This is a genomic window from Ruegeria sp. N7 (assembly GCF_056531345.1).
Genome location: NZ_JBQFLR010000001.1, coordinates 702,208 through 728,054 on the forward strand (window position 1 = coordinate 702,208; position 25,847 = coordinate 728,054).

Below are 25,847 nucleotides of genomic sequence, written 5' to 3' on the forward strand. Positions count from 1 at the left end.
AAGCCGCCAAACGTGCCGCCACCGTTTACCCATTGCAAATCGCCAGGCCCGCGATCATCCGGCCGCCCGCCAAGCACCGGGCCCGAGCCGCTGGTGCCGCTGCCGCCGCCCGTGTCCACCGGGGCGTCAAATCCTTCGTTGATCGTAAAATCCGCAGCACTTGCCGTCCCAAAGAACGCGGCCACCTGCGCGTCCGCCGCCGCGGTCTGATCAGCAGACCCTGCGCGCCCCGGCGCCACATCCAGCGTGATCCGTCCCCGCCAAGGCAGGTGGGGCTGACTTGTGGCCTCCGACCAGGGATCGGGCAGCCCGTTTCCCTGCAATTGCTCCATCAGGATGAACGGATAGAACATGACCCGCTTTCCCGACTGGTTGAGGTGTCGGATCGCCTCGACCACCGCCGGGTCTGCGGGTGTTCCGCCATAGACCGGGCGGCCGTCCTGCCGGGTGACCTGACCCGCCGTGCTTCGAACCTGATCCGACACGATCCATGGCATGTTGCGGCTGTCCGTGCCACTCTGTTCGACCTTGGGCCGGATCGTGCATGTGCCGCATCTCAGATCGTCACCGAACCACGACACCACCAACGAGGCCGCGTCGCAATTTGGCAACTCGGTCTCCAGCGCACGGGTCGAGCTCACAAGATCCGATACACCCGACGCGGAATGCGCATTGGCCGCCCAGCTTGTCCCGGATTGCGTATAATTCACCTGCGAACGGGCCAGCGCATACTCGCCCGTGCCCGGTATCATCGCAACGCCCCGCACGATCTGCGGCAGGGCGCTTGGGTAATCAGGCATGTCGCGCTGCGCGGGGCGCACCACCTCGAACGAGAACTGCGGCACCCGGTTGCCAAAACTCGCAAGCGGGAAATCCTCGATCACGACATAGGCTGTACCGCGATAGGCCGGCACCGTGCCTGCCCCTTCGATTGCTTCGATAAGGGGATCGGGCAACTGCTCTTGCGTGCCGTGATAGATGCGCATGTTCAGCCCGGATCGGTCCTGTTCTTCCCCGTCTGCCCAGATGCGCCCGACATCGGCGATCTCGCCTGCACCAACGGCAATGGCCAGCGAAATCGAATAGCTGTAGCTGACGGTGGTCACTTCGGGCGCCTTGGGTTTGCCTTTGCCCCCGCCTCCGCCGCCCTGCGTTTCCCGGGTCTCGGTCTCAAGAAAGTCCGACGCCCAGATGACCTGACCGCCCACGCGCATACGCCCAAAGACCGTAGTCACCGGCGCGCCCTCGCCGGTTTCCGTCAGCCTGAACCGGTCCATGCGACCTGTTTCGACGACTTCGCTGCCACTGCCCATGACCGACTGGCTGAAGAACCTCTGGTCGATGACCCGCCCGACCGTTGCGCCAATGGCCCGGCCTATGATCGCGGTGGACAGGCCCGCAACGGTGCCACCGATTGACCCGCCCAGCGCCGCCCCGGCTGCGGAAAGAAGAATAGTAGCCATCAGAGCACCTCCAACGGGAATTCGAAACAGGAAACAACCCTGCGACGCCATGGCCCGCTCAGCGCGTTCTCGACGACGCCATGACCGGAATAGGCGTGAATGAACCTCGGCTCAGAGCCTGCGACGCTGACGATGCCAAGATGTTTGGCCACGCTGCCATCGCGCATCCGGAACAGCAGCACATCTGCGACCGCGAAATCGGCGGCCGGTATTTCGACCAGATGCCGCCGCGCCGCCGCCCACATGCGTTCCTCGCCCTGCGGCTCGGACCAGTCCAGACTGTAGACCGGAACCGCCTCGGGCTCCTGTCCGATCACGGCGCGCCAGACGCCGCGCAGCAGGCCCAGACAATCCGTGCCCGCCCCCTTGGTCGAGGCCTGATGCACATAAGGCGTCCCCAGCCAGCTGCGCGCTTCTGCGACAATATCCTGCCTGTGTATCGTCACCTCAGGCTCCCTCCGCTGTTGGCTTTGCTCTGTTTGGGAACGGCCATCACCCAGTCTTCGCCCGGAAGATCGGGAAATCCCTGAAAGTTCAGCAGGTTGTTGAACTTCAAACGACAGGTCTCCATGCGTTTGTCGCACCCCGCCCGCAGCCTGACCGTGTCACCCGGCACAAGGCTTTCCCCGAAACCGGACCAGAGCGTGATCTGCCGCCCGTCCGCCACCTGCCGGTCATGCTTGATTGATGACCAAAGCCCCTTCGCCGCTCCCGACACTACGTCGACCCTGCCGCGCTCGAACCACCCGTCATCGATGGTTCCCCCGCCTGCCACAAGCAGAACGGTTCCGCCATCGAAACCGGTGACGGCGCCCTCAATCCAATAGCCGGGCGTATCCATGCCGAACCGACAGGTCCGGTCCCCCAATACGGCAGTACAAGGCTTCTGATACACGCGCCCCAATGGGCGGTTCAGCAAATCGGTCAGGCCACGCAGCTCCGCGTGGAAGGCGCCGCCTGCGCGCCGCAATTCCCCGATCGAGCCCCGGAACTGAAGGATACGCTGATCCGGGTCGGCCCAGTTGACCAGCCACGCGCGCACTTCGGCCCCGTCGAACCGCCCCGCCTCTATATCCTCTTCGCGAATGGCCGCATCCGACAGCGCGCCCATGGCTTCGGTGTTGTCAATGGACAGGCCGGTGGCCTGCTCGATGGCCGCCGCCGTCAATCCGGTGCTGGCCCTGAATGTCAATCCGTCAAAGCCAAGCTCCAGATCGTGATCGGTGAACCCGTATTCCTGACCATCCCGGCGTCTGATCGCCCAACACCGGCACACGGTGGTCATTCCGCTTTGCAGATGCGCGTGCAGGCCCTGTTCATCCACAGCCATCAGACACGCACCTCGACCACGGGAACGTTCGGCGCCTCTCCGGCCTGAAAACTGGCGACGCTGGTATGGATCTTGTCGGTGTCAAACCGCACCGGTACATCGAATTCGAACCCGGCGGTGATATCCACCTCTTCCGGTGGCGGGTCGGCAAAGGTGATCCGGCCTGTTGCCAGATCAACCTCGAATTCCACGCCCTCCCGGATTTCGTCCTGATCCAGCCCCAGACGCACCGTCCCCAGCACCGGCTTGACGATGGGGCGGGCATAGCTGACCCCGCCCGAGCTATAGGTCTTGATCAGCTGAAACTCGGTCCGCACACCGTCGCCGCGAGCGATAACCTGATCTCCGACATCGACATCCAACGTGGCCTTGCCGGATTTGAAATCCGACCAGTCCTTCCAGCGAAACCCGTACATCTGGCCCTGCCGCGCCTCGAAGAACGAGATCAGCGTCTCGATATCGTCCAGCGAGCGCATCCCCAGCCCCGCGTCATATCTGCGCCGGGAATGGGCCCAGGGCGTGTTGCGCTCTTCGAACCCGTTGGCCAGCGTCACAATATCCGTGCGCCGCTCGGGCCCCCCGACCGAGCCAAAGCTCAGGCTGGCGGGAAATCTCACCTCGTGGAAAGTCATCACCTGCTCCCTGATTTACCTGTTGCGATTGCCGCGCCCCAACGCACGGCTCATCTGTGCTGCAATCTGCCCCTGCGAGCGGCGGAACCCCTGCACATCCGGGGTCGTGATGTTCATCACCACATTCACCGAATGCCCGCCGCCCTGCGTGCGCACGCCCAGCTTGCCGTCCGTGCCGCGCGCCAGCGGCATGATCGCCTCGGGGCCAGCCTCGCCCATCAGCCCGGTGCCGCCCCGCATTGGAAACATTGTCGGGCTGCTGACCACGCCGCCATTGGCAAAGGGCATCACCCGGCCCTGGCTGAAACTGCCACCATCGGCAAAGGGCAGAAGACCCTGCACCAACCCGCCGACCGAGTTTGCCAGCAATCCGCCAAAATGATCCGTCACCGGCTTGATCGCGGCTGCATAAGCCGTTTGGATCAGCGAGTTCTTCAGCACATCCAGCGCGCCCGACAGGCTCATCCCGTCCAGAACCACGCCATCGAACGCCTTGCGCAAACCGCTGGACATGCCCCGCTCCAACGTGGCGACATCCTTGCCGGTTTCCTCGAATGCGGCGCTGATCCGCTTCATCTGGCTGTCAAACGCCGCGGCCATCGTCGCAGCATCACCCAGGGCATCGCCCAGCGCCGCGCCCCGTTCCTGCAAGTCGTCAAACCCGTCACGATCCGTCATCACGCTCTCCTTGTTGCTTGTCCGGGAAGGCGGCCAGCAGCGCGTCAAGGCCTGCCCGGTTCATCGCGGACATCCCGGCGCCCTGCCCCAGCATCAGCCGCAGTTCTGCCGGGGTCAGACGCCAGAACTGATCCGGCGTCAGCCGCAGCCCCAGAAACCCGGCCCGCATCAGGGCGGGCCAGTCAAACCCGCTCATGTCGTTTCCGGCACCATGAAGGCGCGGGCCAGCAGTTCGGCCGCCGCTTTGGCCGCAGCCATCGGGCCGCCCTCGATTTCGGCATGAAGCAGGTCGGCGCGGCTGGTATCCCGGCCCCCGCCCCGCAATCCGGCAACGATCAGCGCCAGCACGTCACTGCTGGAATACGCGCCACCCTCGAACCGCTGCACCAGCTCGACCAGGGATCCGGTGTTCAGCTCCTGCTCCAGTTCCGCCAAAGCGCCCAGCGTTAGCTTGAGCACCCGCCGCTCTCCATCGATGGTCAGTGCCACCTCGCCCGTCCACGGATTGGCCATGCGATTACAGCGCCGTAAAGCTCAGCGCACCGGCGCTTGCCATGCTCATCTCATAGGTCGCCTCACCGTTGTGCGAGCCTGCATATTCGATGCCCGTCACCTGAAACGCCCCCTCGACAATGCCGAAATCGGGGATAATCACCTGAAACGCCGGGGTCTCGCCGTCAAAGAACAGCTGCCGCGCGCGTTCGTCCGTACCTGCATCCTTGAACACGCCCGAGCCCGAGATCGAGGCCGATTTGACGCCCGCCCCCGACAACAGCTCGCGCCAGCCCCCCTGGCTTTCCAGGCTGGTGACATCCACGCTTTCGGCGTTGAAACTGATCCGCGTGGCCCGCAGGCCCGCAATGGTCTGGAACAGGCCCGTGCCGTTCATATCCACTTTGACCAAAAGGTCTTTTCCGTTCTGGGCAGCCATGTGCTCTCTCCGTTGATTGCTTAGTCGTCTTCCACGCGGGCGCGGAATCTCAGGTCGATCTGGCGGATGCTGCCGCCTGTCCCGGTTCGCCGGGCCGAGGCGCGCTCGAACCACAGCCCGACCAGATGCCCGCGGCTCAGAACCAGCGGCGCATTGTCCAGCGCGTCACACACCGCCCCGGCCAGCGTCTTTGCCGCGCCAAACCCGGCGGCTTCGGACACCACCGAAACCGTAAAGCGGTGGATCGCACCCGCGCCCGACCGGTCCGAGGCGTCGCGGACCTCTTCCGGGCCCAATGTCACATAGGTCTGCGGAACCGTTCCCGTGGGCACCGCGTCATAGATCGCGCCACCGGACTGGCCGCTGACATCCGCATCCGCGGTGAGGTGCTGAAACACCGCCGCCTGCAAGGCGGCTGATACGCCATAGCTCATGCCGCCACCTCTTCATCCGCGAAACAGGTCAGGTACTGGCCGCGCGCGTCGCGCTCAGCCACGGCGCGGATGACGAAACGGCGATTGCCTTCGCGAAACCGCTGATCCGGCGCCGGGCGCATGGTCGCCCCCTCGGGCGCGCCCCGCACCACGATGCGATACCCCACGCGCGAGACGGAAACGCCGGCGATCTGCCGTTCCGCGCCACTGCGCGCCGTGACCTCGGCCCACAGCGTTCCCAGCGCGGCCCATGCCTCGGTATATCCTCCGGCCCCGTCAGCGCTGCGCATCGGGGCCTCAAGGACCAGCTTGCGGTTCAGACGCGGCGTATTCATTGCACCACCCCCGCACCAAAGCGCACCATCCGATAGCGCTGGATCAGGCTGGTGACGCCAAACGGCATACACCCCGCGCCCAGCGCGGTCTCGTCCCGGTATTCGTAATAGTGCGCGGCCAGCAACAGTACCGCCTGGCCCAGATCGGCAGGCAAACCGGCCCAATCCGTGGCCATCCCGGCCGTGAAGGCGATCTTCACCGCACCCCCCGTTGCAATCGCAGGCAGGGCCGACCCGACCGGCCGCAACCGCGGGCGCTGACCATCGCGTTCCAGCCTATACGCCGCCGCATCCGCAACGGTTTCAGAACCTGCCGCATCGGTCAGCGTCACGGCCAGCACCGATGTCACCGGAGCAACCGGCAAAACCTCGCCCGACGGATCGCGCCAACCGCTCAGGCTCCATGAAAAGTCGCGCTCGATCAGAACCTTGCCGGTGCGCGCCTCGATCGCGGCCATGGCCGCCCGCAGGAACCCCTTCAGCACCTCGTTCTGAACGTCATCCTCGGCAAAGCCCCTGCCCAGCCGCAGATGCGCCTTGAACTGATCCACCGGCAACGCCGCATCCGCGATGGCGGTTTCTTCGATCAACATCATCCATTCACTCCGCAATCTCGGACCCCACCGGGGGCCTCAGTCAGGAAAATGACGGGCACGCGCCGCCCCACGTTGCTCGGACGGAGGGGAGCAGCTAGACAACGCGGGGGATCTCACCCCGGCCCGCGCCCGCCGCCCGAGGGGCCGATGGCCCCCCGGATTCGTCACCGCTTAAGCGATGCCGAATTTCACCAGCTTGATGGCTGCAAAGTCGCTCACATCACCGCCCACACGCTTGGTCGCATAAAACAGGACATGCGGCTTGGCGCTGAATGGGTCGCGCAGCACGCGCAGATCGGGGCGTTCAGCGATAGTGTAACCGGATTTGAAGTCGCCAAACGCGATCGAAAAGCTGTCCGAGGCCGCGTCCGGCATGTCCTCGGCAATCAGTACCGGATAGCCCATCAGGCGCGCGGGCTCACCGGCGGCCAGACCGTCCGACCACAGGAAGCGGCCATCGCTGTCTTTCAGCTTGCGGATCACACCCGCCGTTTTCGAGTTCATGACGAATGTGCCATTGACCCGGTATTGCGCGCCCAGCGCATAAACCACATCGACAATCGCATCCGCATCGACGCCGCCATCGATGCCGGTGGCAACATACCCCAGGCTGCCCCAGGACCACGTGTCATCGGATACCGCACGGTGGATCATCAGACCCTTGGGTTTGTCCACACCATCACCCGTGATAAAGGCCGCCGCCTCGGCACGGGCGAACTTGTCGGCAATCCGACCGGCCAGCCAGCCCTCGACATCGAACGCGCTGTCATCCAGCAAACGTTGCGAGGCTTTGGGCAGCGCGCTCAACTCGTGCAGCGGGATCGAGATACGGTCAATCGACGGGGTTCCGGTTTCGGAAGTGGCCGAATTCTCATCTGCCCAGCCGGCACCGACATCGGTATGGTCGATCAGCACATCGAACGAATTCGCCTCGACATTCACCACCGACGCAATCGAACGGATTGACGCGGTTGCGTTCAGAACCGACTTGATCGTCTCGGCGGTCTGCGGATCGACCAGATACCCACCATCGCTGTTGACGGCGGTGGACAGCGATTTGCTCTCCATTTCCAGCCCGCGCAGCCCATCATCCTCGCCCGAGCGTACATAGGCGTCGAACGCCTTCTGGTGCGGGGCACCGTCCAGGGTCGAGGCCGCAAGATGCGGGCGCGCCGCGATGGTTGATTTACGATCCAGCATGGTCAGTCGCTCTTCTGTCTGTTGCAATTTTGTTTTAACTTCAGCCTTCAGGCCCTTGAATTCATTCACGAAGCCAGCCATCGCCTGCTTCACCTCCTGAACCAGGGGCGCACCCTCTCCGGTCAAGGCCGGGATCTCGGTCTTGCTCATCAGCATGTCCTGTTTTTGGGTGGGTTTGAGGCGCGCTAGGTCCGCGCCAGCTCCTGCCGGGCGTCGTTGAACACCTCGGCAATACTGCGCCAGGTGTTCTCGGCATCGGGGTCGCTCCCCTTTGCCGCCACCCGCGCACTGGGCAGCATCGGGAAGGTCACAAGCGACACCTCCCACAGCTCCAGTTCGGTCAGGACCCGGTGGCCCTTGTCATTCTTCACGGCCCGTTTGGTGCGATAGCCGATCGACAGGCCATCCATCGCACCCGCCCGGATCAGCTCGGCCGCTTCCCGGCCTTTCTGGGTGCTTTCCAGCAGGCGACCCTTGACCCACAAGCCCTTGTCGTCCTCGCGCACCTCGTCCCAGACACCTATGGGTTGCGCCGGGTCGTGCTGCCACAGCATCTTGACCCGCTGACCCGCCTTGGCGAGCCCCTCAAGCGAGGCGCGATAGGCCCCGCGCTGCACCATGTCACTGCCCTGATCGACTTGCCCGAACAGGCTGGCATAGCCTTCGATCACCGCATCCTCGGTCACTGACAGGATGTCACCAAACCCTGCGAACTTATGCTCCAAATCCATGAACTTCTCCATGTAACCCACTGAACTTATGGCGTTACCACCAGGAATGACTGAAACGCCTGCGCCAGGATCACTGCGGCCACACCATAGACTGTCAGCCACAGCCGTTTCTCCAGCCGCTCCATCATCTCTTCGATCTGATCCAGCCGCCTGCACAGATGCGCGTGCTGGATCTCGGCCACCCGCTCATGCGCGGCCAGACGTAGCCCCGGCGCGCAGTCGAACGGCGGATACCCCTCAGCCATCGGCACGCTCCGGCAGACCCAGCAACCTGCGTTTTTCCACATCGCTCAGGAATTCCGCCCGGTTGACCCGCGCCCATTGCGCATCCCTCTCGGCAGACAGGGCCGTTACCTGATCCAGATCGGGCTTCAGGATCAGGTCCTCGCCGGTAAAGCCCGTCAGCCACTCCGACACCGCCGCCGCCACCCGCGTCACCAGGGGCAGCACGGTAAGGCGGTAAAACGCCCGGTTGGCCTCCTGATAGTTTGAATAGGTCGCGTCGCCCTGTATCCCCAGCAGCATCGGCGGGACCCCAAAGGCCAGCGCGATCTCGCGGGCGGCGGCTTCCTTGGTCTTCTGAAACTCCATGTCTGAGGGGGAAAAGCCCATCGGCTTCCAATCCAGCCCCCCCTCCAGAACCATCGGCCGACCCGCATTGCGCGCCCCGCGATAGTTCTGCTCGATCTCGTCGGACAGGCGGCGGAACTGCTCCTCGGCCATCATTCCGTGCCCATCACCGCCTTTCCACACCAGCGCCCCCGAGGGCCGCGCGGCATTGTCCAGCAGCGATTTCGACCACCGCGAGGCGCTGTTGTGCACATCAATCGCCGTCGCCGCCGCCTGCATCGGCGAGAACCCGTAATGATCATCCTGCGGGTGGAACGTCTTGATATGACAGATGGCCTCGGCCGCGAACCGGTGCGTCTTGCCGCCGACGCTGTAATCATAGGCCTTGGGCCACCCATCCGCCCCCGGCACAACGCTCATCCGGTCCGAGCGCAGAACATGCAGTTCAACCGGCAGCCCGTCCTCGGCCTGCACCGCCTCGACATAAGCATTGCCCGACAGCAGCAGCTGCCCGAACAGGGCCTCCAGCATCTCTGCCCGCCCCTGCGCCGCATTCGGGCGTCGCAACAGGGCCAGAATCGGATGCGCATCGAAACGCTGCCCCTGACCCTGCAAAATCAAGGGCAGAGCCGCCGCCGATTCAGCAATCAGCTTGACCGACCGAAACCCCACCGGATTGCCCGAAAACCCCGTCCGCGTCAGCGACACCGTGTCCCGCGGGCTCCACGCCACGCGCCCGCCGGTCTGCCACGCCACCACAGGCCCGGTCGCGCTCGCCTTCGCCTCGGGCGCGCTCCCAGCCGATCCACGACGCAAGAAATCGAATACCATCTGTGCTCCTTTCTGCCGCCGCTCTGCCCGGCTTGTTGAAAGGAGTTATGACGGAAAGACGTTTAAGCCTTGGGAACGGGGCGTACGGGGGGTGCGCAACGGGTCAATCACGCGGATCGTTTCGGTTCGCAAACCTGCTTTCGATCACGCTGAACATCAGTATCAAGTATATCCAAGGTAGGGTTAGTACGTAGTAGAGGAGCGATCGTTGTTCTGAAATCGACGCAAACAGCAAGATTGCAACGAAGATCAGTCTGACAAATAACCCTTGCTTCAGAACCGGCAACTCAGCTGCAGACGGGAACTTCAGTACTTTTCCGATGAAATCCATGGTCCTACCTGTCAAGGCAACACGACCGAATAGTCGCAACTAGATGCTCGGCATCCGGAATATAGTCTAGCAAAATGGGATAATGCGTCCTGCCAAAGAGAATTGGATGACCTGGGTGAGAAAGCCCGAGTCCGAATGGCTGTACTTGCTGTTCGGAAAGAAGAATACCAACCTCAAGTGACGGGTAAGGGCGCGTATCGACAACAGAGTACGGAAACGTTGCTGAATGCTCACACGATATGACATAGAGCCGTACACCAAGTCTCCAATTTCTACCGCGCCTACAAACAATCACGCGCCTATCTGTGACAAAGTAGGCCAGGTTGTTCAGCACATACTGACGCTGGCTCGCGATGCCTGTTGAAAACAAGAAAAAGGCGAATGTCGTGGCCCCATAAATCCAAAGCGCATCACCGGGACCAAACTGGGCGTCGGCATTGATGAACGGCAGCGTCGCCCACATGACAACACAAGCAATTAAGTTAAAGAAATGGAGCTTACGCTCGTCACCTACAACTTGAAAGTACTTGGTTCCGTAACCCGGTCCACCTGACCAAAGTAGCTTTTCGTCGGGGTCAAGAATATCTTTTAAATCAAATCTGTTAGTATTGGTTACTGTGACCTTTTGCATAGCTTGGCCTATACACTGCCATATCTCCAGAAACCAGCCGCAAACAGTTGATAGAAAAGCTTGGTTAAAGCTTTGTTGTCGTCATTACTTCGCCATCGCTAGGCTCACAACGCCCGCACCCTCGGCCTTCGAAACGCCCCCGCAGGCCCCACCACCAACTCATGCAGCGCCCAGACCAGCGCGTCGACCCGGTCGGGTGAGCCCTGCCCCTCGAACCCGCGCGCCGTCATCTGGCACATCTGCTCCTCCAGCGCGTCCAGCCCGGCCACATGGGCCACCCGCCCCTGCTCGTACAGCGCCGCTACAGGCTCGGCCCGCGCGACCTTGCCGCGTGACGCCCGCACCGCACGATAAGGGACCAGAGGGTCCACCTGCCGCACGACCTCTTCCACCAGTTGCCCGCCCTGATTGACCTCGGCCACCAGCCGTTCGGCCCCGAACTCATCCATCGTGTCAATCGCCGCCTGCGCCCAGCCCGCCGGGCCAACGCCCTGCACCGTCCGGTCAGCCAGCACGAACGCCCGCCACGCCTCAGGCGGGCCTTGCACTTGCGCGCCAACCACCACGATCCCGCAGGCATCCGCGCCTGACCCGGATGTCACCGCCGGGTCCAGCGCCACCACGATGCGATCCAATTCGGGCACCTGCGCACAGCGCGCCGCCTCCAGCATCGAACCCGTCCACAGCGCTCCTTCCGCGTCTGACAGCAGCACCCCGTCCAGCTCCTGCCGCCCCAGCCGCGTACCCGCATAGCGCGCGCGCACTTCTTCCAGAAACGACGCCGCCAGATTGGCCCGGTTCGCTTCGGTCGGCGCATGGGTCTGCACGGTAGAGGGTGACGCCAGCAACTCCTTCAAAACCTTCACATTGCGCGGCGTTGTGGTCACGCAGACCCGAGGGCGCTCGCCCAAGCGCAGCGCAAATTGCAGCATGTCCCAGGTCTCACCCGCCTTCTTCCACTTGGCCAGCTCATCCACCCAGGCCGCATCAAATTGCGGCCCGCGCAACCCTTCGGGATCATGTGCTGAAAACGCCTGCGCCTCGGCCCCGTTGGGCCAGATCAGCTTGCGTTCGGATGCCTTCCACACGGGCCGCCGATCCGGGGGCGAGCATTGCAATATCCCGCTGTCGCCAAAGATCATGACATCGCGCACCTGATCGAATGTTTCACCCACCAGCGCCACGCGGCTGGCCTCGCCCTTGTCCAGCGGTTTCGGCCCCTCGACCATCGATCTGACCCATTCGGCCCCTGCCCGCGTTTTGCCCGCGCCACGCCCGCCCATGATCACCCAGGACCGCCAGTCGCCCTCGGGCGGCAATTGATGCGGCAGCGCCCAGAATTCAAACAGGAAAGGGAGGGCACACAGCCCCCCCTCCCCGATCTCACTCAGAAATCTCTCCCGCACCGCAGCATCGGCGGAGGCGAGCCAGCCTGCACCCGATCTCAAATCGGGCCCGCTCAAGGTCGAGCGCATAGCCCCCTTGGGCAATTCCGGCTTGTCTGTAATGTTGTTCGACAAAGCTTGTCTCCACTTTCTGGCAACTTCGGATCAGCCCCTCCAGCTGACCGAGTTGCTTGGCTGAACCAGCAAGATCTGCATCCTCCCCGGCACCGATCTGTTTGCGCAGGTCTTCTGCCGCTTGCCGCAGATCGCGAATGGACCTTTCCAGGGACTGCAACAGTTCAGCCGTCTGGGAAATCCGCTCTTCCGGGGTAATCAAAGTCATGTTTGCCTGTGACCTCATGCGTGAGTGTTCTCCGCACGAGAGAAACGAAAAAACGGCCACCGGGTCACCCCGAGGCCGTTCGCCCACTTCTTCTAGCATGACACAACCTATACGGGATAAAGCGCGCAAAGTCAAGGGTTTACGCAACAGTCGCGCAACAGGGATCGTACGGTGAGGGTTAACGGACAGTGAATTTCCGGCTGCGGTAATCCTCGGCCAAAACGCCGACCCGTCCTTTGGGCTTCCCAAGCCCTGACCGCCTCACCGACCAGAGGGATTAACACAGGGTTACCGCCGTACCGCTTTCGGAGCGTACAAATTGTACAAACCCCGCGCGGACGCGTGTACAAATCTGACATTTCCGAAATCGGGTGCAAAATCACCCGCGTCACCCGATTTCGGCGCGTCAGGGTCCTGCGCGCTGCAAAACCAGTCCTTGACATTCCCCCCCGAAACCCTCATGTGCCCCTCATCACGGCGCCACCGCGTGAGCATCGTCGGGCTTCAGGCCCCACAGCGCCAACACATAACTCCCGGTTCCCCTTCACGCAGGGTTCTTTACGCGATGGCCGGATGGCGCTGGATTCGCCCGCGCATCCCGAGGTCTCGCACAACCCTGCCGGTCACATGAACGTGGCCAGTCACCACCTGCTCGTGCGGTTTAACCTGCGGGCCGTAAAGGATAATTTTTTGTTCGACTTCGATATGCTCGGCCTCGCGCCGACACTGAACGACGCGTTGAAACGCGCCAATTTCACACAACCCACCCCGATTCAGAACCAGGCCATTCCGCTGGCCCTGAACGGGCATGACATCCTCGGGCTGGCCCAAACCGGCACCGGCAAGACACTGGCCTTTGGCCTGCCTCTGATCGACCACCTGCTGGCACAACCTGGCAAGCCCGATCCCAAAACAGCCAAATCGCTGATCCTCGCCCCTACACGCGAGTTGGTGAACCAGATCGCCGACAGTTTGCGCACCCTCACCAAAGGAACAAAGCTGCGGGTCGCCACAGTTGTTGGTGGCCAGTCGATCAACAAACAAGTGATGTTCCTTGCCCGCGGCACCGATATTTTGGTCGCCACCCCGGGGCGCCTGATTGACCTGATGGAACGCGGCGCTGTTGACCTTGGTTCGGTGCGCCATCTGGTATTGGACGAAGCAGATCAGATGCTTGACCTGGGCTTCATTCACGCTCTGCGTCGCATCGCGCCTGCACTGGGAACACCCCGCCAGACCATGCTGTTCTCGGCCACAATGCCGAAACAGATGGAGGAGCTCAGCCGTGCCTATCTGAACAATCCACAGCGGGTGCAGGTTTCACCCCCGGGCAAGGCGGCGGACAAGATCACTCAGTCCCTTCATTTTGTTCCAAAAGCCGAAAAACCCTCTAAACTTCGCCATATCCTGTCTCAGGACGCGGATGCACTGACGCTGGTCTTCACCCGCACAAAACACGGTGCCGAGCGGCTGGTGAAAGGGCTGGTCGCCGATGGCTTCAACGCAGCATCCATTCACGGGAACAAAAGCCAGGGCCAGCGTGACCGGGCCATCAATGCCTTCCGCGCTGGAGAGGTGAACATACTGGTGGCCACCGACGTTGCCGCGCGTGGCATCGACATCCCCGGTGTCGCCTATGTCATCAACTTCGACCTGCCCGACGTACCCGACAATTACGTCCACCGTATCGGGCGCACCGCCCGTGCCGGGCGCGAAGGGGAAGCGATCGCGTTCTGTGCACCGGAAGAAGTCGACCTGCTGCGTCAGATCCAGAAGCTGATGAAAATTGAAATCCCTGTCACAAGCGGCACCATGCCGGAAGGGGTCGAGGTTCAGCAACCTGCACGTCGTCAAAACAACCGCCGTCGCGGGTTTAAACCCAAACCGGCCAACGGTGATGGGAAACCTTCCAGCAGCAGACGGCGCCGTCCCAACAAAAGACGTTCAGCCGCCTAAGGACTGAACAGGCTGCCAAAGAAAACGCCGACGCCAGTTTTCATACCGGCGTCGGCGTTTTTTGTTAGCAAAACCAGCATTCCGCCGGGCTTAATTCCCCGAGCTTTGCTGTTCCTCAATTTCGCGCCATTTGGCAACGTTGCGATTATGCTCCTGCAGGGTTTCTGCAAACGCATGACCGCCCGAGCCGTCGGCGACGAAGAATACATAGTTGGTGTCATCCGGCGCAACCGCAGCTTCAAGGCTCGCCAGACCCGGATTTGCAATCGGCGTGGGGGGCAGCCCATCAATCTGATAGGTGTTCCACGGTGTCGGACGGTTCAGTTCGCTGCGCCGCAACCCGCGGCCCAATGTGCCCTGCCCCTTTGTCACGCCATAGATGACGGTCGGATCTGTTTGCAGGCGCATCCCCTGTTTCAGGCGGTTCACGAACACACTGGCGACCTGGCCACGTTCCTCCGGAACACCGGTTTCCTTTTCGATGATAGACGCAAGGATCAGCATCTCTTCAGGAGTGTCCAGCGGCAACCCGCCTTGGCGGCTTTCCCAAACCGCGTTGATCCGCAGTTGTTGCTTGTCCTGCATGGCCTGCAAAATCGCATTGCGATCCTGTCCGGCCACAACATCGTAACTGTCCGGGGCCAACATGCCCTCAGCCGGGATCTCGGTCACTTCACCTGACAGCGCTTCGAATGATTTCAGAGCTTCAACCACCTGCCACGAGGTCACACCTTCGGCCAGCGACACGCGATAGCGCGTGTCAGCCTCGTTGCGCTTCTCGGTATAGGCATCAGGCGTTTCTTCCTCTTCCGCATCAAATGAAGCAATCTCGACGAAATCCAATGTTGCCGGGTTCAATTCACGCACGCGGGTTTGGGTGCGTGTCACACCGATACGGTATTCGATTTCCGACCCACAAGTGCTGGCGCCGCTGCTGGTGATTTCTTCGATGATCTGCGCCATAGACGCGCCTTCGCGCACCAGAAAGCTGCCCGCTTTCAACCGCTGCGCCTGATCGGTATAGTCAGCGGCCATCCGAAACAGAATTGAACTGCGAATGGCACCCTGATCTTCCAGATCGCGACTGACACGTGTCATATTCGAACCGCTTTTGACCTGAAGGCAAATCGCAGTTTCAAGCGGGCCTTCGGCCTTGTACTGCGACTGTCCCCACAGGATCAGACCGCCCACCAGAAACAGGCCGACCACCAGGATGGTCAGCGCATTCGAAGCGATGGCCCGCCACATTTAACTGACCTTTCCGAAGATCACGCTGGCATTGGTTCCGCCAAACCCGAACGAGTTCGACAACGCCACGTTAATCTCACGCTCGCGCTTGGCGTTGGGGGCAAGATCAATCGGAGTTTCAACTGCCGGGTTGTCCAGGTTGATTGTTGGCGGTGCGACCTGATCGCGGATCGCCAGGATTGAGAATATCGCCTCAATCGCACCCGCAGCACCCAGCAAGTGACCGGTTGCCGACTTGGTCGAGCTCATCGTCGCATTCCCGGCATGCTCGCCCAACAGGCGCTCGACAGCACCCAGTTCGATCGTGTCCGCCATGGTCGAGGTGCCATGCGCGTTGATGTAATCCAGGTCTTTCGGCTCCAGCCCGGCGCTGCGCAACGCCGCTCTCATGGAGCGTTCGGCCCCGTCGCCATCCTCGGACGGGGCGGTGATGTGATAGGCGTCGCCCGACATACCATAGCCCAGAACTTCGGCGTATATCTTGGCACCACGCGCCTTGGCGTGCTCGTAATCTTCCAGAACCACGATGCCAGCGCCCTCTCCCATAACGAAACCGTCACGGTCCACGTCATAGGGTCGGCTGGCAGCCTTGGGATTATCTGCATATTTGGTCGACAGCGCCTTACATGCGTTGAACCCGGCAATACCGATCTCGCAGATGCAGCCCTCGCCACCACCTGCCACCATGACATCCGCGTCACCCGCCCGGATGATGCGGCTGGCGTCGCCGATTGCGTGCGCCCCGGTTGAACACGCGGTCACGACCGAGTGGTTCGGCCCTTTGAACCCGTGGCGGATTGATACCTGACCCGAGGCCAGGTTGATCAGTGCGCCCGGAATGAAGAACGGAGATACCCGGCGCGGACCCTTGTCGCGGATCAGGTTCGCGGTATTGGCAATCGATCCCAGACCACCAATGCCCGAGCCGATCAGAACACCAGTACGCAGGCGCGATTCTTCGTCTTCCGGCAGCCAGCCTGCATCCTTACAGGCCATTTCGGCGGCTGCGATGGAATACAGAATAAAGTCTTCGATCTTGCGCTGCTCTTTCAGCGGCATCCAGTCATCGGGATTGAAGGTCCCGTTGGTTCCGTCGCCGCGCGGCACCTCGCAGGCGTAGGTCGTTGCGACCCCGCTTGCCTCTGCATCGAAATGCGTGATTGGGCCTGCGCCGGACTCTCCGTCCAGCAGCCGCGACCAGGTTTCCTCGACCCCGCTGGCCAAAGGAGTGACCAATCCAAGACCGGTTACAACGACTCTGCGCATGAAGTGCCTCTTGCCTGCTTCCTGTTATGAGAACCGCTCATACCCCGGCCCGGGGTGCGGGGGCAAGAGCAACGGTTCTTTCCGCCCCGGCGTTCTGCCGCCGAATGCCCAAGGAAACCGGAAATTCGGCGCTTGTCAAAACCGCCCTTTCGCGCGTTCAGCCGAAAGGGCGGAGTTGCTTACTGAAACTGCGCGACTGGCTCGTGGGCCGATTTGGCAGTTTCAAGTGCTTTGGCCAAGTCTAGTGTCTTGCGGAACAACGCGCGCCCGACAATCGCGCCCGAGATATTGGGGATGTATGCCAGCCGCGAGATATCGTCTGCCGTGCGCACGACACCGCTGGCAATCACCGGGGTACGCGAATGGTTTGCCAATCGCGAGATCAGACCCAGCTTTGCCTCGACATCTTCGATGTCGCTGTCGATATCCGTCACCACGATGGCGGCAAAAGGCGCATCGCCGAACGCGTCGATAAAGGCTTCGGGCGTGAACGCACTTTGGCTGCGCCAGCCGTCAGTCATAACAAGGCCTTGCCAGACATCAACCGACAGCACGATCTGATCCGGGTAAAGCTTGGCCAGTTCCTTGACCAGGTTCGGTTCGCGCGCGGCCAGCGTGCCAACCACAACGCGGCCCGCGCCCTTGTCGATCCAGCGCTCAATCTGTTCGCGCGTGCGCATGCCACCCGCCAGCTGCACCGGAATCTCGGCCTTGCGAATGATATCTCCGACCAGCTGCGCGTTGGTATCCTTGCCCTCGATCGCGTCGAAATCCGTCAGGTGCATCCATTCGGCACCCGCCTCTGCCCAGCTCCGTGCGGTTTCTACCGGATTCACGTGCCAGATCATCGCTTCTTCCAGACGACCCTTGTCCAGCGAGACACACCGGCCGTTCTGCAGTTCCATCGTGGGGTAAATCCTCATGAGCTCGGTCCTCCGCTCAATCGTTTTGAAATCCCCGGCACCATACAACTGGAATGCCCGCCCGAAATCTCCGGGATCGGCACAGTTTGGCCATTTTGCGGCATACTGATTAAGTGGCGAATTTACGCGCGGGCTGGCGGTCCGTTGCGTCGTAACAAGTGTACCGGGGTTTCATTATACACCCCTTCCCGCATCAAAACATAGCCAAGCTTTTTGGCGAGTTTCTGCGAGGATGTATTTGAAGCGTTTATCATCGCGACCAACGGTCCGGGAATCACCCGGTCAAACCAGTCATGCGCAGCCTTGGCGGCCTCGTATCCCAATCCCTGCCCCTGTGCTTCGGGGACCAGAACCCACCCTGCCTCGGGGAAGCCGTCGAAATCGTCGCCCATGCATCGGTTGCTATAGAAGAATCCGGCTTGCCCGATCAGCTTGCGATTCGATTGCTGCATTACGCCCCACTGACCAAAACCGGCCATCTGCCAATGCCCCGCATTACGCAGGAAAGAATCCCACGCTTCGCCACGCGATCGGGGAGAACCGCCGATATGCCGCACGACGCAAGGGTTACGCCAGATTTCCGCGAACCGGTCAAAGTCCTCTGGGCGCATAGCGCACAGCGTCAAACGCGCGGTATTTATCATCGGAGTGGATCTTATCATGCCCTGTCCACTTTGAGTTTTGCCTCAGTGGAAACAGTGCGCAGGCCACAATAGCCACGCAAGTCCGAAATTCGGGCAGGCATAAAAAAACGGCGCCCCCGTTGCCCGGAAGCGCCGATTTTAATCAGAAAGAAACGCTTAGGACGCTTCGCTGATGAACTTGACGGCGTCGCCAAAGGTCTGGATGGTCTCGGCTGCGTCATCGGGGATCTCGATGCCGAACTCTTCTTCGAAGGCCATGACCAGCTCAACAGTGTCCAGGCTGTCTGCGCCCAGATCGTCGATGAAGGACGCGTTTTCCACGACTTTATCTTCTTCAACACCCAGGTGCTCAACAACGATCTTCTTAACGCGATCTGCGACGTCGCTCATGTCTATTCCTCATTCCTTTACAGGGCGGTCCGCCCGATTCTGCCCTTGCCCGCACGGGTTGGCTTTGGTTTGCCCGTTTTGGGCGGTTTCGGTCCCGGCGAACCGGGAAATAGAAGGCCGACCTGAACGACCGGCCCCGCATAGATGCGCCGCCTATAGCATAGTCGACGCAAGAGGCAAACGCTTTCGCACTCGCCCCTGTCGCGCTCACAACATGGCCATACCGCCGTTCACATGCAAGGTGCTTCCGGTAACATAGCCCGCTTCGGGGCTGGAAAGATACAGAACGGCAGCTGCAATTTCCTCCGGATCGCCCATGCGCCCGGCTGGAACCTTGAGCAACAGACCCTTTTTCTGTTCCTCGGTCAGTTTCTCGGTCATTGCCGTCGTGATAAATCCAGGTGCCACGGCATTCACAGTAATTCCGCGGGTCGCGACTTCGTGGGCCAAAGCCTTGGAAAACCCGATCATACCGGCCTTCGATGCGGCATAGTTCGCCTGCCCCGGATTACCGATTGCGGCCACAACGGACGAGACATTGACGATACGACCCCAGCGCGCCTTCATCATGCCCCGGATCACCCCTTTGCACAGTTTCATGGTCGAGGTCATGTTCACGTCAATGACGCTTTGCCATTCTTCATCAGACATGCGCATGAACAGGTTGTCGCGCGTGATTCCGGCGTTGTTTACAAGAATGTCCACCGATCCCATCGCCTCGACCGCTTGCTTTGGCAACGCTTCAACGGCTTCCGGGTCACTCAGATTGCAGGGCAGAACATGCGCGCGTTCACCCAGTTCGTCGGCCAGAGCCTGAAGCGGTTCAACGCGTGTACCGGACAACCCAACCGTTGCACCTGCGCCATGCAACGCCCGTGCGATGTGGCCTCCGATACCGCCCGAAGCACCGGTGATCAGCGCATTCTTACCTGTTAAATCAAACATTCGGTTTCCCTCTTGCTGCGTCGGTTACAACGCGAATTGAGCTTACGATTCGGCCTGAATGGCCTTCTGGACGTCTTCCGGTGTACCCACAGCCTTGCCCGCGATTTCGCGATCGATCTTGCGGATCATACCGGACAGCGCTTTGCCAGCGCCGATTTCCCATGTTTCAGTCACGCCTTGAGCCGCCATATATTGCACGCTTTCCCGCCAGCGAACCGAACCCGTCACCTGCTCGACCAGCAATTGACGGATCAGATCCGGGTCGCTGACAGCCTCAGCGCGCACATTGGCCACCAAAGGTACGACAGGGGCCTTAATTTCGACGGCAGCAAGCGCTTCTGCCATTACATCTGCAGCAGGTTTCATCAGCGCACAGTGAAATGGAGCACTTACCGGCAACATAACGGCACGTTTTGCACCTTTTTCCTTGGCGATCTCGGCTGCGCGCTCGACAGCGGCTTTTGAACCCGACACGACGACCTGTGTGGGATCGTTGTCATTTGCGGCCTGACAGACCTCGCCCTGTGCGGCTTCTTCCGCCACGGCGCGCACGGCCTCCAGATCCAGCCCCAGAATGGCGGCCATGGCCCCCTCGCCAACGGGTACGGCGCTTTGCATGGCTTGACCACGGGTGCGCAACAGACGCGCAGTATCTGCAACAGACAAGGCACCCGCTGCGGCCAGAGCCGAGTATTCACCCAGTGAATGCCCCGCCACAAAAGCCGCCTTGCTGACAGATACGCCTTCGGCTTCCAAAGCGCGCATGGCTGCCATCGACGTTGCCATCAACGCGGGTTGTGCATTCTGGGTCAGTGTCAGGTCAGCAATATCGCCGTCCCAGATCAGGCTGCTCAACTTCTCGCCCAACGCGTCGTCCACCTCATCGAAGATGGCCTGAGCCGCCGGGTAAGCCTCAGCCAGAGCTTTGCCCATACCTATGGTCTGGGCGCCTTGCCCCGGGAAAACGAACGCGAGTGTCATTGCAACCTCATGGATGGTGTCAGGTTGCGGCGGGGTGTAAACTGACTGACCGTCTGGCACAAGCATTGCCTGCTTTCTGCATTCTGGCACCTTTTGTGTGCACCCGCGCTCACTTGTGTCTGTTTCATCCGGCCTTACCTTGGGCACACCCAAGAATCCCGGAGCGCGCGACATATGCAATCGACCAATTCCTTTTCAAGCTACGGCAGCATCGCAAAGACGTTTCATTGGCTGACCGCCTTGCTGATCTTCACGGCTTTGCCCCTCGGCTGGGTCGCAGATAATCTGGCGCATGCGGTACTGCACTCGGCAACGGCCCCTACCGAGTTGGAAATTGCCCGTGCGGCGCGCGTGTTCTCATTGCATAAAACCGTGGGGGTTACCGTGTTCTTCGTGGCATTGGCCCGCATTCTTTGGGCGTTCACGCAAACCAAGCCCGGCCTTCTGAATGCTGACAACAAGCCCGAAGCCTTTGCCGCTGAAACCGTCCACTGGCTGCTTTACGGTTCGCTGGTCCTTGTGCCGCTGACCGGCTGGATTCACCACGCCGCGACCGAAGGCTTTGCCCCAATCCTTTGGCCCTTCGGCCAAAACCTGCCTTTTGTACCGAAATCCACCGCCGTGGCCGAGGTTACAGGAGTTCTGCATTGGCTTTTCATGTGGGTTCTGGTTGTTTCCCTTGTCCTACACGTTGCAGGTGCGCTGAAACATCACGTCATCGACAAGGACGGCACATTGCGCCGGATGTTACCGGGCCTGTCTGATGTGCCGGAACCACCACATCAAACCCATTCACTGATTCCAGCCGTCGCCGCATTGGTGGTCTGGGGTGTCGTCGTCACCGGAGGCTGGGCAACGGGTAAGCTTACCCCTAACGTAGGTGAAGCACCGGATGTCCAACTGACCGAGGTTCAATCCGAATGGCAGGTTCAGAACGGCACGCTGTCGATTACGATTTCGCAACTGAATAGCCCCGTCACAGGTTCGTTTTCGGACTGGACGGCCGCAATTACTTTTGACGAACCCACAGAGCCGGGCCCGGCAGGGTCTGTCGATGTCACGATAGCCATCAGCTCGCTTAGTCTTGGAACCGTAACCGATCAGGCCATGGGACCGGATTTCTTCGACAACGCCCGGTTCCCGACTGCTCAGTTCAAAGCCGACCTTTATAAAACCGAAAATGGTTACGAGGCGCGCGGTCCGCTTACAATTCGCGACAAGTCGATCGATGTCGTTTTGCCCTTCTCGCTGGATCTTCAGGGCGACACAGCCACCATGGCGGGCACAATCGAGCTTAACCGGCTGGAGTTTGATGTAGGCACATCGCAGCCTACCGAAGACTCGCTGGGCTTTACCGTCGCAGTATCCGTAGAACTCACAGCGGCACGCGGTCAGTAAGGCAAAAAAAACGCCGGTGATTTGATCACCGGCGTTTTTCTGTTCGTGATTCTGTGATTACTCAGCTTTTTGTGCCTCGACCGAAATCTGGATTTGCACTTCGTCGCTGACAAACGGTGCAAACTGACCCAGGTCGAATTCGCTACGGACAAGCGTTGTTGTCGCGTTGAAACCAGCCCAGGGCTTGTTTGCCATCGGGTGGGTGTCAGCCTTGTTGAGCTTTGCGTCCAGAACAACCGATTTGGTCACACCGTTCATCGTCAGATCGCCGGTGATGTTCGCGGTGTTTTCACCAGTCACCTCGATTCCTGTCGAAGTAAAGGTGATCAAATCTCCTTCGGCCGCGCCAAAGAAATCCTCGGTCATGAAGTGATCTTCACGGGGTTTCCAGCCGGTAAACATCTCCAAAACGGGCATCGACACACTCACGCTCGAAGCGGCGGGGTTTTCCTGGTCGAACATGATCTCGCCTTCAAAGCCGGAAAACATGCCAGTCGTGGTTGAAAACCCAAGGTGGTCATAGCTGAAAATGACTTGGCTGTGGCTGGGATCCAACACGTATTTCTCGGCGCTGGCGAATGCCGTTGTCGCTGATACGGCCAATGCAGCAGCAAGAAGGGTGGATTTCATATCAATCTCCGCGGTTTTGTGAATGCAGTCCGTCAGGACTGCTTGAATACAAAATGTGCCGCCCAAGGGCGGCACACAACCTTTTTTGATTCACAACTTCTGTTCTTTTTTGAACAGAATAAAAATCAACCGAAAATTGTTACGCTTTTGCTGAGCTGCCCTTTCAGCGCCCGGCTGACATCCGCCGATTCAAGCGGCAGCTTCATCAAAAGACTTCCGTCCACGTCAAACAGGTGAACCTCATTCTCTTCAAAACGCGCCCCACCCAGCGAGTCATAGCTGCGGCGCAGGACAGTCTGAGGGCGTCCGTCTTCGTTCTTTTGCAATACCCGGACTTCGCGGCGGATCGGGTCGAAATAGGCGTCAGGGCGCGGGTCGAAAACCTCGATTGTCAACAAGGCGACGCCAACGACCAGAAACAGCATGGATGCCGCCATCTTGATCGGCCAAACATCTGCGCCAACGACCGATCCGGGCATCAACCACATTGAAAACGCGGAAACGATCAAAAACGCCCCGACCATCCGCGCCAGTATCAGGCGGGCCTTCCAGTTCGGTGCAAATGTGATCATTACCGGCACCGAATTCTCAAAGCGCGAGCCGGCAACGTTTTCCTGATATGCGTTTGTGTTAGTAGCGGTCATAACGCGTCACCCTTTTAAGGTTACTTTCGAAATTCTGTTGATCCGGTTGATGCCCGGTATGCAAAACAACTTTGAGCCGAAAAGCGTCAGCAATTGGGCGACCCAAAGGAATTTGGGCGGCGTCTCAGAGGCATGTGTGGCAGGGCTTGCCCTTGCGGCTCAGACGTGTATACGGGGCCATCCTTCGCAGTCATATGAATCGCGCAGCCTCTCGTGGCAGGGTCGCGAAGGAATGTTTGGCCCCGCCTATGAAATGCGCCTTGATATAAACAGGAGTGCACATGCCACTGTATGAGCATGTAATGATCGCGCGTCAGGATCTGTCCAACGCGCAGGCGGAAAGCCTCGTCGAACATTTCGGCACCGTTCTGGCTGACAACGGCGGCAAGCTGGTTGACAGCGAGTACTGGGGCGTCAAGACGATGGCCTACAAGATCAACAAAAACCGCAAGGGCCACTATGCCTTTCTGAAAACCGATGCCCCCTCGGGCGCGGTGCAGGAAATGGAACGCCTGATGCGTCTGCATGAAGATGTCATGCGCGTTCTGACCATCAAGGTCGACGGCCACGAAGATGGTCCGTCGGTTCAGATGCAGAAGCGCGACGAACGTGGCGAACGCCGCGAGCGCCGCTGATCAACGCCTGAGAAAAGGACTATAACCCATGGCCGCAAAACCATTTTTCCGCCGCCGCAAGGTCTGCCCGTTCTCGGGTGAAAATGCGCCGAAAATCGACTACAAAGACACCCGTCTGCTGCAGCGCTACATCTCTGAGCGTGGCAAGATCGTGCCTTCGCGCATCACTGCCGTTTCGGCGAAAAAGCAGCGTGAACTGGCCCGTGCTATCAAGCGCGCTCGCTTCCTCGCCCTGCTGCCCTACGCTGTGAAGTAAGGAGAGACTGACATGCAAGTTATCCTGCTGGAACGCGTTGCGAAACTGGGTCAGATGGGCGACGTCGTTGACGTCAAGCCTGGCTATGCCCGCAACTTCCTGCTGCCCCAAGGCAAAGCCCTGAGCGCATCGGACGCCAACATCGCGTCGTTCGAAGCCCAGAAAGCGCAGCTTGAGGCCCGCAACCTGGAAACCAAAAAAGAAGCTGAGGCCCTGGCTGAAAAGCTGGACGGTCAGCAGTTCGTCGTGATTCGCTCGGCATCGGATGCCGGCGCTCTGTACGGTTCGGTCACCCCGCGTGACGCCGCTGACGCCGCAACCGAAGCAGGTTTCACCGTCGACAAGAAACAGATCATCCTGATCGCCCCGATCAAGGAACTGGGTCTGCACACTGTCGCAGTGAAACTGCACCCCGAAGTTGAAGTCGAAATCAAGATGAACGTGGCCCGTTCGGCAGAAGAAGCTGAACTGCAGGCTTCGGGCAAATCGATTCAGGAACTGGCTGCTGAAGAAGAAGCCGCTGCTGAATTCGAGATCGCCGAACTGTTCGACGACATCGGCTCGGCCGCTTCGGATGATGATGACATGGTTGCCGACGCGGCACCGGTTGCAGAAGACGAAGCCAAAGCCTGATCTGGCCGCTTGTGAGCATTCTAAAGGCCGCGCCAAAGCGCGGCCTTTTCTTTTTTCCCTTTGTATTCACATGTCGTACCGGCAAGTTTCAGCCCATTTTCCCGTGTACGCTTGAAGGCTCATTGTCGTTCCGTATCATTGCCGCCGAAATCCAGAGGACCGAAAAATGCTTGTTTATCTGCGCCAAAGTTTCCTGGCACTGTTTCTATTTGTGTCGTTGGTTGCCTGCGGGGCAGACCAGGTCTCCAAGGCGGGTACGCCACATTTTGACCCGCCGCTCCACCCGAATGAAACGCCCGAGCTGAGAGCTTCGATCAACAGATGGGCGGACCATTACGAGATTCCGCGGGAACTGGTTCACAAGCTGGCCATTCGCGAAAGCACACACCGACCATGGGCCGTCAACCGGCCCTATTACGGCCTTCTACAGATCCTGCCAGCCACGGCGCGCTCGATGGGATACACCGGCAAAGCCGAAGGTTTGCTGGACGCCGACACCAACCTTGAGTTTGCCGGGAAGTACTTGCGCGGGGCGTGGATGCTTTCAGATGGGGACCAACGCAGGGCAATTTTTCTGTACGCCAAAGGTTTTTATCCCGAAGCTAAAGCCCGAGGAATGCTGGTCGAAACCGGGCTTAGGCCAACACCCTGACGGTCATTCGCGTCAGAATTCGATCGGAATCAGCACTTGAAACTGAATAGTGACAAAAATGTTCTATTGGGTGTCGCAATATGCGATATTGCACAGACAATTTAGACCTGTCCTTGTCATGTTTAGAAAAGTATGATGTTCTGACTTGGTGAGGTAAACGGGTTCCACTCTGTGTAATACGCATGCTCGACGACACCATCGGGCAGCAAGATGGGCCACAGCTGG

The 25,847-nt window shown here is 60.3% G+C and carries 32 protein-coding genes and 1 pseudogene; 6 read left to right on the forward strand and 27 right to left on the reverse strand.

The genetic code is table 11. From position 1 onward, the window contains the following. Positions 1 to 131: 131 nt before the first annotated feature. The 18 genes and pseudogenes from ACR0ES_RS03460 to ACR0ES_RS03545 all read right to left on the reverse strand — a co-directional run. Positions 132 to 1,463: pseudogene (locus tag ACR0ES_RS03460) on the reverse strand (baseplate multidomain protein megatron); the annotation flags it as partial. Then, complete coding sequence (locus ACR0ES_RS03465; RefSeq protein ID WP_480869498.1) at positions 1,463 to 1,909, reverse strand: NlpC/P60 family protein; 447 nt, start codon at positions 1,907 to 1,909, stop codon at positions 1,463 to 1,465. The pseudogene ACR0ES_RS03460 and the gene ACR0ES_RS03465, both read right to left, overlap by 1 nt. Then, a complete protein-coding gene (locus tag ACR0ES_RS03470; RefSeq protein WP_480869501.1) occupies positions 1,906 to 2,793 on the reverse strand; it encodes a DUF2163 domain-containing protein in 888 nt (295 codons plus the stop codon). The genes ACR0ES_RS03465 and ACR0ES_RS03470 overlap by 4 nt, the downstream gene beginning before the upstream one ends. Beyond that, positions 2,793 to 3,425: a DUF2460 domain-containing protein gene (locus ACR0ES_RS03475; protein ID WP_267364987.1), complete on the reverse strand. Its 633-nt coding sequence runs from the start codon at positions 3,423 to 3,425 to the stop codon at positions 2,793 to 2,795. Before ACR0ES_RS03475 ends, ACR0ES_RS03470 begins: the two co-directional genes overlap by 1 nt. Before the next feature lie 15 nt (positions 3,426 to 3,440). After that, the gene (locus ACR0ES_RS03480; protein WP_480504745.1) at positions 3,441 to 4,103 is read right to left on the reverse strand and encodes a phage tail tape measure protein; all 663 of its coding nucleotides are present in this window, start codon (positions 4,101 to 4,103) and stop codon (positions 3,441 to 3,443) included. Further along, the gene (locus ACR0ES_RS03485; RefSeq protein ID WP_267364990.1) at positions 4,090 to 4,299 is read right to left on the reverse strand and encodes a rcc01693 family protein; all 210 of its coding nucleotides are present in this window, start codon (positions 4,297 to 4,299) and stop codon (positions 4,090 to 4,092) included. The genes ACR0ES_RS03480 and ACR0ES_RS03485 overlap by 14 nt, the downstream gene beginning before the upstream one ends. Beyond that, positions 4,296 to 4,616 carry a gene transfer agent family protein gene (locus tag ACR0ES_RS03490; RefSeq protein ID WP_267364992.1) on the reverse strand — a complete coding sequence of 107 codons (321 nt, stop codon included), beginning with the start codon at positions 4,614 to 4,616 and terminating at the stop codon, positions 4,296 to 4,298. Before ACR0ES_RS03490 ends, ACR0ES_RS03485 begins: the two co-directional genes overlap by 4 nt. Positions 4,617 to 4,620: 4 nt before the next feature. Beyond that, positions 4,621 to 5,034, reverse strand: coding sequence for a phage major tail protein, TP901-1 family (locus ACR0ES_RS03495; RefSeq protein WP_267364994.1), 414 nt, complete (start codon positions 5,032 to 5,034; stop codon positions 4,621 to 4,623). A 20-nt stretch (positions 5,035 to 5,054) separates the two neighbouring features. Then, positions 5,055 to 5,468 (reverse strand): DUF3168 domain-containing protein, encoded by a 414-nt coding sequence (locus ACR0ES_RS03500; protein WP_480492978.1) that lies wholly within the window; start codon positions 5,466 to 5,468, stop codon positions 5,055 to 5,057. Continuing rightward, entirely contained in the window at positions 5,465 to 5,803 is a 339-nt protein-coding gene (locus tag ACR0ES_RS03505) for a phage head closure protein (RefSeq protein ID WP_480772852.1), read from the reverse strand. Before ACR0ES_RS03505 ends, ACR0ES_RS03500 begins: the two co-directional genes overlap by 4 nt. Next, the gene (locus tag ACR0ES_RS03510; RefSeq protein WP_480869504.1) at positions 5,800 to 6,399 is read right to left on the reverse strand and encodes a head-tail connector protein; all 600 of its coding nucleotides are present in this window, start codon (positions 6,397 to 6,399) and stop codon (positions 5,800 to 5,802) included. Before ACR0ES_RS03510 ends, ACR0ES_RS03505 begins: the two co-directional genes overlap by 4 nt. A 171-nt stretch (positions 6,400 to 6,570) precedes the next feature. Continuing rightward, a complete protein-coding gene (locus tag ACR0ES_RS03515) occupies positions 6,571 to 7,749 on the reverse strand; it encodes a phage major capsid protein (RefSeq protein ID WP_267365002.1) in 1,179 nt (392 codons plus the stop codon). 35 nt (positions 7,750 to 7,784) lie between these two features. Then, positions 7,785 to 8,342: an HK97 family phage prohead protease gene (locus ACR0ES_RS03520; RefSeq protein ID WP_480564259.1), complete on the reverse strand. Its 558-nt coding sequence runs from the start codon at positions 8,340 to 8,342 to the stop codon at positions 7,785 to 7,787. Between the two features lie 14 nt (positions 8,343 to 8,356). Then, positions 8,357 to 8,575, reverse strand: coding sequence for a GTA head formation protein, RCAP_rcc01685 family (locus tag ACR0ES_RS03525; protein WP_480480401.1), 219 nt, complete (start codon positions 8,573 to 8,575; stop codon positions 8,357 to 8,359). Beyond that, positions 8,568 to 9,731 carry a phage portal protein gene (locus ACR0ES_RS03530; RefSeq protein WP_267365008.1) on the reverse strand — a complete coding sequence of 388 codons (1,164 nt, stop codon included), beginning with the start codon at positions 9,729 to 9,731 and terminating at the stop codon, positions 8,568 to 8,570. Before ACR0ES_RS03530 ends, ACR0ES_RS03525 begins: the two co-directional genes overlap by 8 nt. 335 nt (positions 9,732 to 10,066) lie before the next feature. Continuing rightward, positions 10,067 to 10,693, reverse strand: a complete 627-nt coding sequence (locus tag ACR0ES_RS03535) for a hypothetical protein (protein WP_480564253.1) — start codon at positions 10,691 to 10,693, stop codon at positions 10,067 to 10,069. Between the two features lie 104 nt (positions 10,694 to 10,797). Then, positions 10,798 to 12,168, reverse strand: a complete 1,371-nt coding sequence (locus ACR0ES_RS03540) for a DNA-packaging protein (RefSeq protein WP_480869686.1) — start codon at positions 12,166 to 12,168, stop codon at positions 10,798 to 10,800. After that, positions 12,077 to 12,421 carry a hypothetical protein gene (locus tag ACR0ES_RS03545; protein WP_267366896.1) on the reverse strand — a complete coding sequence of 115 codons (345 nt, stop codon included), beginning with the start codon at positions 12,419 to 12,421 and terminating at the stop codon, positions 12,077 to 12,079. The genes ACR0ES_RS03540 and ACR0ES_RS03545 overlap by 92 nt, the downstream gene beginning before the upstream one ends. A gap of 690 nt (positions 12,422 to 13,111) precedes the next feature. Between ACR0ES_RS03545 and ACR0ES_RS03550 the strand changes: the two genes are divergently transcribed. Further along, positions 13,112 to 14,377: a DEAD/DEAH box helicase gene (locus ACR0ES_RS03550; protein ID WP_480869689.1), complete on the forward strand. Its 1,266-nt coding sequence runs from the start codon at positions 13,112 to 13,114 to the stop codon at positions 14,375 to 14,377. Between the two features lie 90 nt (positions 14,378 to 14,467). On the opposite strand, the gene mltG is transcribed toward ACR0ES_RS03550, so the two are convergent. The 7 genes from mltG to fabD all read right to left on the reverse strand — a co-directional run bounded on the left by mltG (position 14,468) and on the right by fabD (position 20,774). Beyond that, the gene (gene mltG, locus ACR0ES_RS03555) at positions 14,468 to 15,625 is read right to left on the reverse strand and encodes an endolytic transglycosylase MltG (protein ID WP_480772856.1); all 1,158 of its coding nucleotides are present in this window, start codon (positions 15,623 to 15,625) and stop codon (positions 14,468 to 14,470) included. Further along, complete coding sequence (gene fabF / locus ACR0ES_RS03560) at positions 15,626 to 16,891, reverse strand: beta-ketoacyl-ACP synthase II (RefSeq protein WP_209596796.1); 1,266 nt, start codon at positions 16,889 to 16,891, stop codon at positions 15,626 to 15,628. Between the two features lie 179 nt (positions 16,892 to 17,070). After that, complete coding sequence (locus tag ACR0ES_RS03565; RefSeq protein WP_480564242.1) at positions 17,071 to 17,814, reverse strand: 1-(5-phosphoribosyl)-5-[(5-phosphoribosylamino)methylideneamino]imidazole-4-carboxamide isomerase; 744 nt, start codon at positions 17,812 to 17,814, stop codon at positions 17,071 to 17,073. 122 nt (positions 17,815 to 17,936) lie between these two features. Continuing rightward, the gene (locus ACR0ES_RS03570) at positions 17,937 to 18,476 is read right to left on the reverse strand and encodes a GNAT family N-acetyltransferase (RefSeq protein WP_267364575.1); all 540 of its coding nucleotides are present in this window, start codon (positions 18,474 to 18,476) and stop codon (positions 17,937 to 17,939) included. Between the two features lie 138 nt (positions 18,477 to 18,614). Further along, positions 18,615 to 18,848, reverse strand: a complete 234-nt coding sequence (locus tag ACR0ES_RS03575; RefSeq protein ID WP_050602116.1) for an acyl carrier protein — start codon at positions 18,846 to 18,848, stop codon at positions 18,615 to 18,617. Between the two features lie 207 nt (positions 18,849 to 19,055). Next, positions 19,056 to 19,793, reverse strand: a complete 738-nt coding sequence (gene fabG / locus ACR0ES_RS03580; protein ID WP_480504723.1) for a 3-oxoacyl-[acyl-carrier-protein] reductase — start codon at positions 19,791 to 19,793, stop codon at positions 19,056 to 19,058. A gap of 42 nt (positions 19,794 to 19,835) precedes the next feature. Continuing rightward, a complete protein-coding gene (fabD, locus tag ACR0ES_RS03585) occupies positions 19,836 to 20,774 on the reverse strand; it encodes an ACP S-malonyltransferase (protein WP_209503566.1) in 939 nt (312 codons plus the stop codon). Positions 20,775 to 20,948: 174 nt separating this feature from the next. On the opposite strand from fabD, the gene ACR0ES_RS03590 reads away from it, so the two are divergent. After that, positions 20,949 to 22,172 (forward strand): cytochrome b/b6 domain-containing protein, encoded by a 1,224-nt coding sequence (locus tag ACR0ES_RS03590; protein ID WP_480545403.1) that lies wholly within the window; start codon positions 20,949 to 20,951, stop codon positions 22,170 to 22,172. Positions 22,173 to 22,229: 57 nt separating this feature from the next. Here the strand turns inward: ACR0ES_RS03590 and ACR0ES_RS03595 are convergent, their stop codons facing one another. Both ACR0ES_RS03595 and ACR0ES_RS03600 read right to left on the reverse strand, forming a co-directional pair. Beyond that, positions 22,230 to 22,802 (reverse strand): YceI family protein, encoded by a 573-nt coding sequence (locus ACR0ES_RS03595; RefSeq protein ID WP_209503563.1) that lies wholly within the window; start codon positions 22,800 to 22,802, stop codon positions 22,230 to 22,232. A 125-nt stretch (positions 22,803 to 22,927) separates the two neighbouring features. Then, positions 22,928 to 23,446 carry a hypothetical protein gene (locus ACR0ES_RS03600; RefSeq protein ID WP_209596809.1) on the reverse strand — a complete coding sequence of 173 codons (519 nt, stop codon included), beginning with the start codon at positions 23,444 to 23,446 and terminating at the stop codon, positions 22,928 to 22,930. Between the two features lie 281 nt (positions 23,447 to 23,727). Here ACR0ES_RS03600 and rpsF point away from each other — a divergent pair, with 281 nt between their 5' ends. The 4 genes from rpsF (at position 23,728) to ACR0ES_RS03620 (ending at position 25,622) form a co-directional block, all read left to right on the forward strand. Continuing rightward, entirely contained in the window at positions 23,728 to 24,081 is a 354-nt protein-coding gene (gene rpsF, locus ACR0ES_RS03605; RefSeq protein WP_209503558.1) for a 30S ribosomal protein S6, read from the forward strand. Positions 24,082 to 24,109: 28 nt separating this feature from the next. Beyond that, complete coding sequence (gene rpsR, locus ACR0ES_RS03610) at positions 24,110 to 24,337, forward strand: 30S ribosomal protein S18 (RefSeq protein ID WP_005608650.1); 228 nt, start codon at positions 24,110 to 24,112, stop codon at positions 24,335 to 24,337. Positions 24,338 to 24,349: 12 nt separating this feature from the next. Then, on the forward strand, positions 24,350 to 24,970 hold the full coding sequence (rplI, locus tag ACR0ES_RS03615) for a 50S ribosomal protein L9 (protein ID WP_480772858.1): 621 nt from the start codon (positions 24,350 to 24,352) through the stop codon (positions 24,968 to 24,970). Between the two features lie 166 nt (positions 24,971 to 25,136). Then, positions 25,137 to 25,622, forward strand: coding sequence for a transglycosylase SLT domain-containing protein (locus ACR0ES_RS03620; RefSeq protein WP_480504716.1), 486 nt, complete (start codon positions 25,137 to 25,139; stop codon positions 25,620 to 25,622). The last annotated feature ends 225 nt before the right edge of the window (positions 25,623 to 25,847 follow it).

Bases quoted from the DNA above. Each gene is read 5' to 3' on its own strand.
- rpsR (WP_005608650.1), top strand. From the start codon at position 24,110: ATGGCCGCAAAACCATTTTTCCGCCGCCGCAAGGTCTGCCCGTTCTCG.
- ACR0ES_RS03485 (WP_267364990.1), bottom strand. From the start codon at position 4,299: ATGAGCGGGTTTGACTGGCCCGCCCTGATGCGGGCCGGGTTTCTGGGG.
- ACR0ES_RS03575 (WP_050602116.1), bottom strand. From the start codon at position 18,848: ATGAGCGACGTCGCAGATCGCGTTAAGAAGATCGTTGTTGAGCACCTG.
- ACR0ES_RS03490 (WP_267364992.1), bottom strand. From the start codon at position 4,616: ATGGCCAATCCGTGGACGGGCGAGGTGGCACTGACCATCGATGGAGAG.
- ACR0ES_RS03500 (WP_480492978.1), bottom strand. From the start codon at position 5,468: ATGAGCTATGGCGTATCAGCCGCCTTGCAGGCGGCGGTGTTTCAGCAC.
- ACR0ES_RS03590 (WP_480545403.1), top strand. From the start codon at position 20,949: ATGCAATCGACCAATTCCTTTTCAAGCTACGGCAGCATCGCAAAGACG.
- ACR0ES_RS03620 (WP_480504716.1), top strand. From the start codon at position 25,137: ATGCTTGTTTATCTGCGCCAAAGTTTCCTGGCACTGTTTCTATTTGTG.
- rplI (WP_480772858.1), top strand. From the start codon at position 24,350: ATGCAAGTTATCCTGCTGGAACGCGTTGCGAAACTGGGTCAGATGGGC.
- ACR0ES_RS03545 (WP_267366896.1), bottom strand. From the start codon at position 12,421: ATGACTTTGATTACCCCGGAAGAGCGGATTTCCCAGACGGCTGAACTG.
- rpsF (WP_209503558.1), top strand. From the start codon at position 23,728: ATGCCACTGTATGAGCATGTAATGATCGCGCGTCAGGATCTGTCCAAC.
- ACR0ES_RS03495 (WP_267364994.1), bottom strand. From the start codon at position 5,034: ATGGCTGCCCAGAACGGAAAAGACCTTTTGGTCAAAGTGGATATGAAC.
- ACR0ES_RS03470 (WP_480869501.1), bottom strand. From the start codon at position 2,793: ATGGCTGTGGATGAACAGGGCCTGCACGCGCATCTGCAAAGCGGAATG.
- ACR0ES_RS03595 (WP_209503563.1), bottom strand. From the start codon at position 22,802: ATGAAATCCACCCTTCTTGCTGCTGCATTGGCCGTATCAGCGACAACG.
- ACR0ES_RS03535 (WP_480564253.1), bottom strand. From the start codon at position 10,693: ATGCAAAAGGTCACAGTAACCAATACTAACAGATTTGATTTAAAAGAT.
- ACR0ES_RS03570 (WP_267364575.1), bottom strand. From the start codon at position 18,476: ATGATAAGATCCACTCCGATGATAAATACCGCGCGTTTGACGCTGTGC.
- ACR0ES_RS03505 (WP_480772852.1), bottom strand. From the start codon at position 5,803: ATGAATACGCCGCGTCTGAACCGCAAGCTGGTCCTTGAGGCCCCGATG.
- ACR0ES_RS03510 (WP_480869504.1), bottom strand. From the start codon at position 6,399: ATGATGTTGATCGAAGAAACCGCCATCGCGGATGCGGCGTTGCCGGTG.
- ACR0ES_RS03600 (WP_209596809.1), bottom strand. From the start codon at position 23,446: ATGACCGCTACTAACACAAACGCATATCAGGAAAACGTTGCCGGCTCG.
- fabG (WP_480504723.1), bottom strand. From the start codon at position 19,793: ATGTTTGATTTAACAGGTAAGAATGCGCTGATCACCGGTGCTTCGGGC.
- fabF (WP_209596796.1), bottom strand. From the start codon at position 16,891: ATGCGCAGAGTCGTTGTAACCGGTCTTGGATTGGTCACTCCTTTGGCC.
- ACR0ES_RS03480 (WP_480504745.1), bottom strand. From the start codon at position 4,103: ATGACGGATCGTGACGGGTTTGACGACTTGCAGGAACGGGGCGCGGCG.
- ACR0ES_RS03530 (WP_267365008.1), bottom strand. From the start codon at position 9,731: ATGGTATTCGATTTCTTGCGTCGTGGATCGGCTGGGAGCGCGCCCGAG.
- ACR0ES_RS03540 (WP_480869686.1), bottom strand. From the start codon at position 12,168: ATGCGCTCGACCTTGAGCGGGCCCGATTTGAGATCGGGTGCAGGCTGG.
- mltG (WP_480772856.1), bottom strand. From the start codon at position 15,625: ATGTGGCGGGCCATCGCTTCGAATGCGCTGACCATCCTGGTGGTCGGC.
- ACR0ES_RS03475 (WP_267364987.1), bottom strand. From the start codon at position 3,425: ATGACTTTCCACGAGGTGAGATTTCCCGCCAGCCTGAGCTTTGGCTCG.
- ACR0ES_RS03520 (WP_480564259.1), bottom strand. From the start codon at position 8,342: ATGGAGAAGTTCATGGATTTGGAGCATAAGTTCGCAGGGTTTGGTGAC.
- ACR0ES_RS03525 (WP_480480401.1), bottom strand. From the start codon at position 8,575: ATGGCTGAGGGGTATCCGCCGTTCGACTGCGCGCCGGGGCTACGTCTG.
- ACR0ES_RS03565 (WP_480564242.1), bottom strand. From the start codon at position 17,814: ATGAGGATTTACCCCACGATGGAACTGCAGAACGGCCGGTGTGTCTCG.
- fabD (WP_209503566.1), bottom strand. From the start codon at position 20,774: ATGACACTCGCGTTCGTTTTCCCGGGGCAAGGCGCCCAGACCATAGGT.
- ACR0ES_RS03515 (WP_267365002.1), bottom strand. From the start codon at position 7,749: ATGAGCAAGACCGAGATCCCGGCCTTGACCGGAGAGGGTGCGCCCCTG.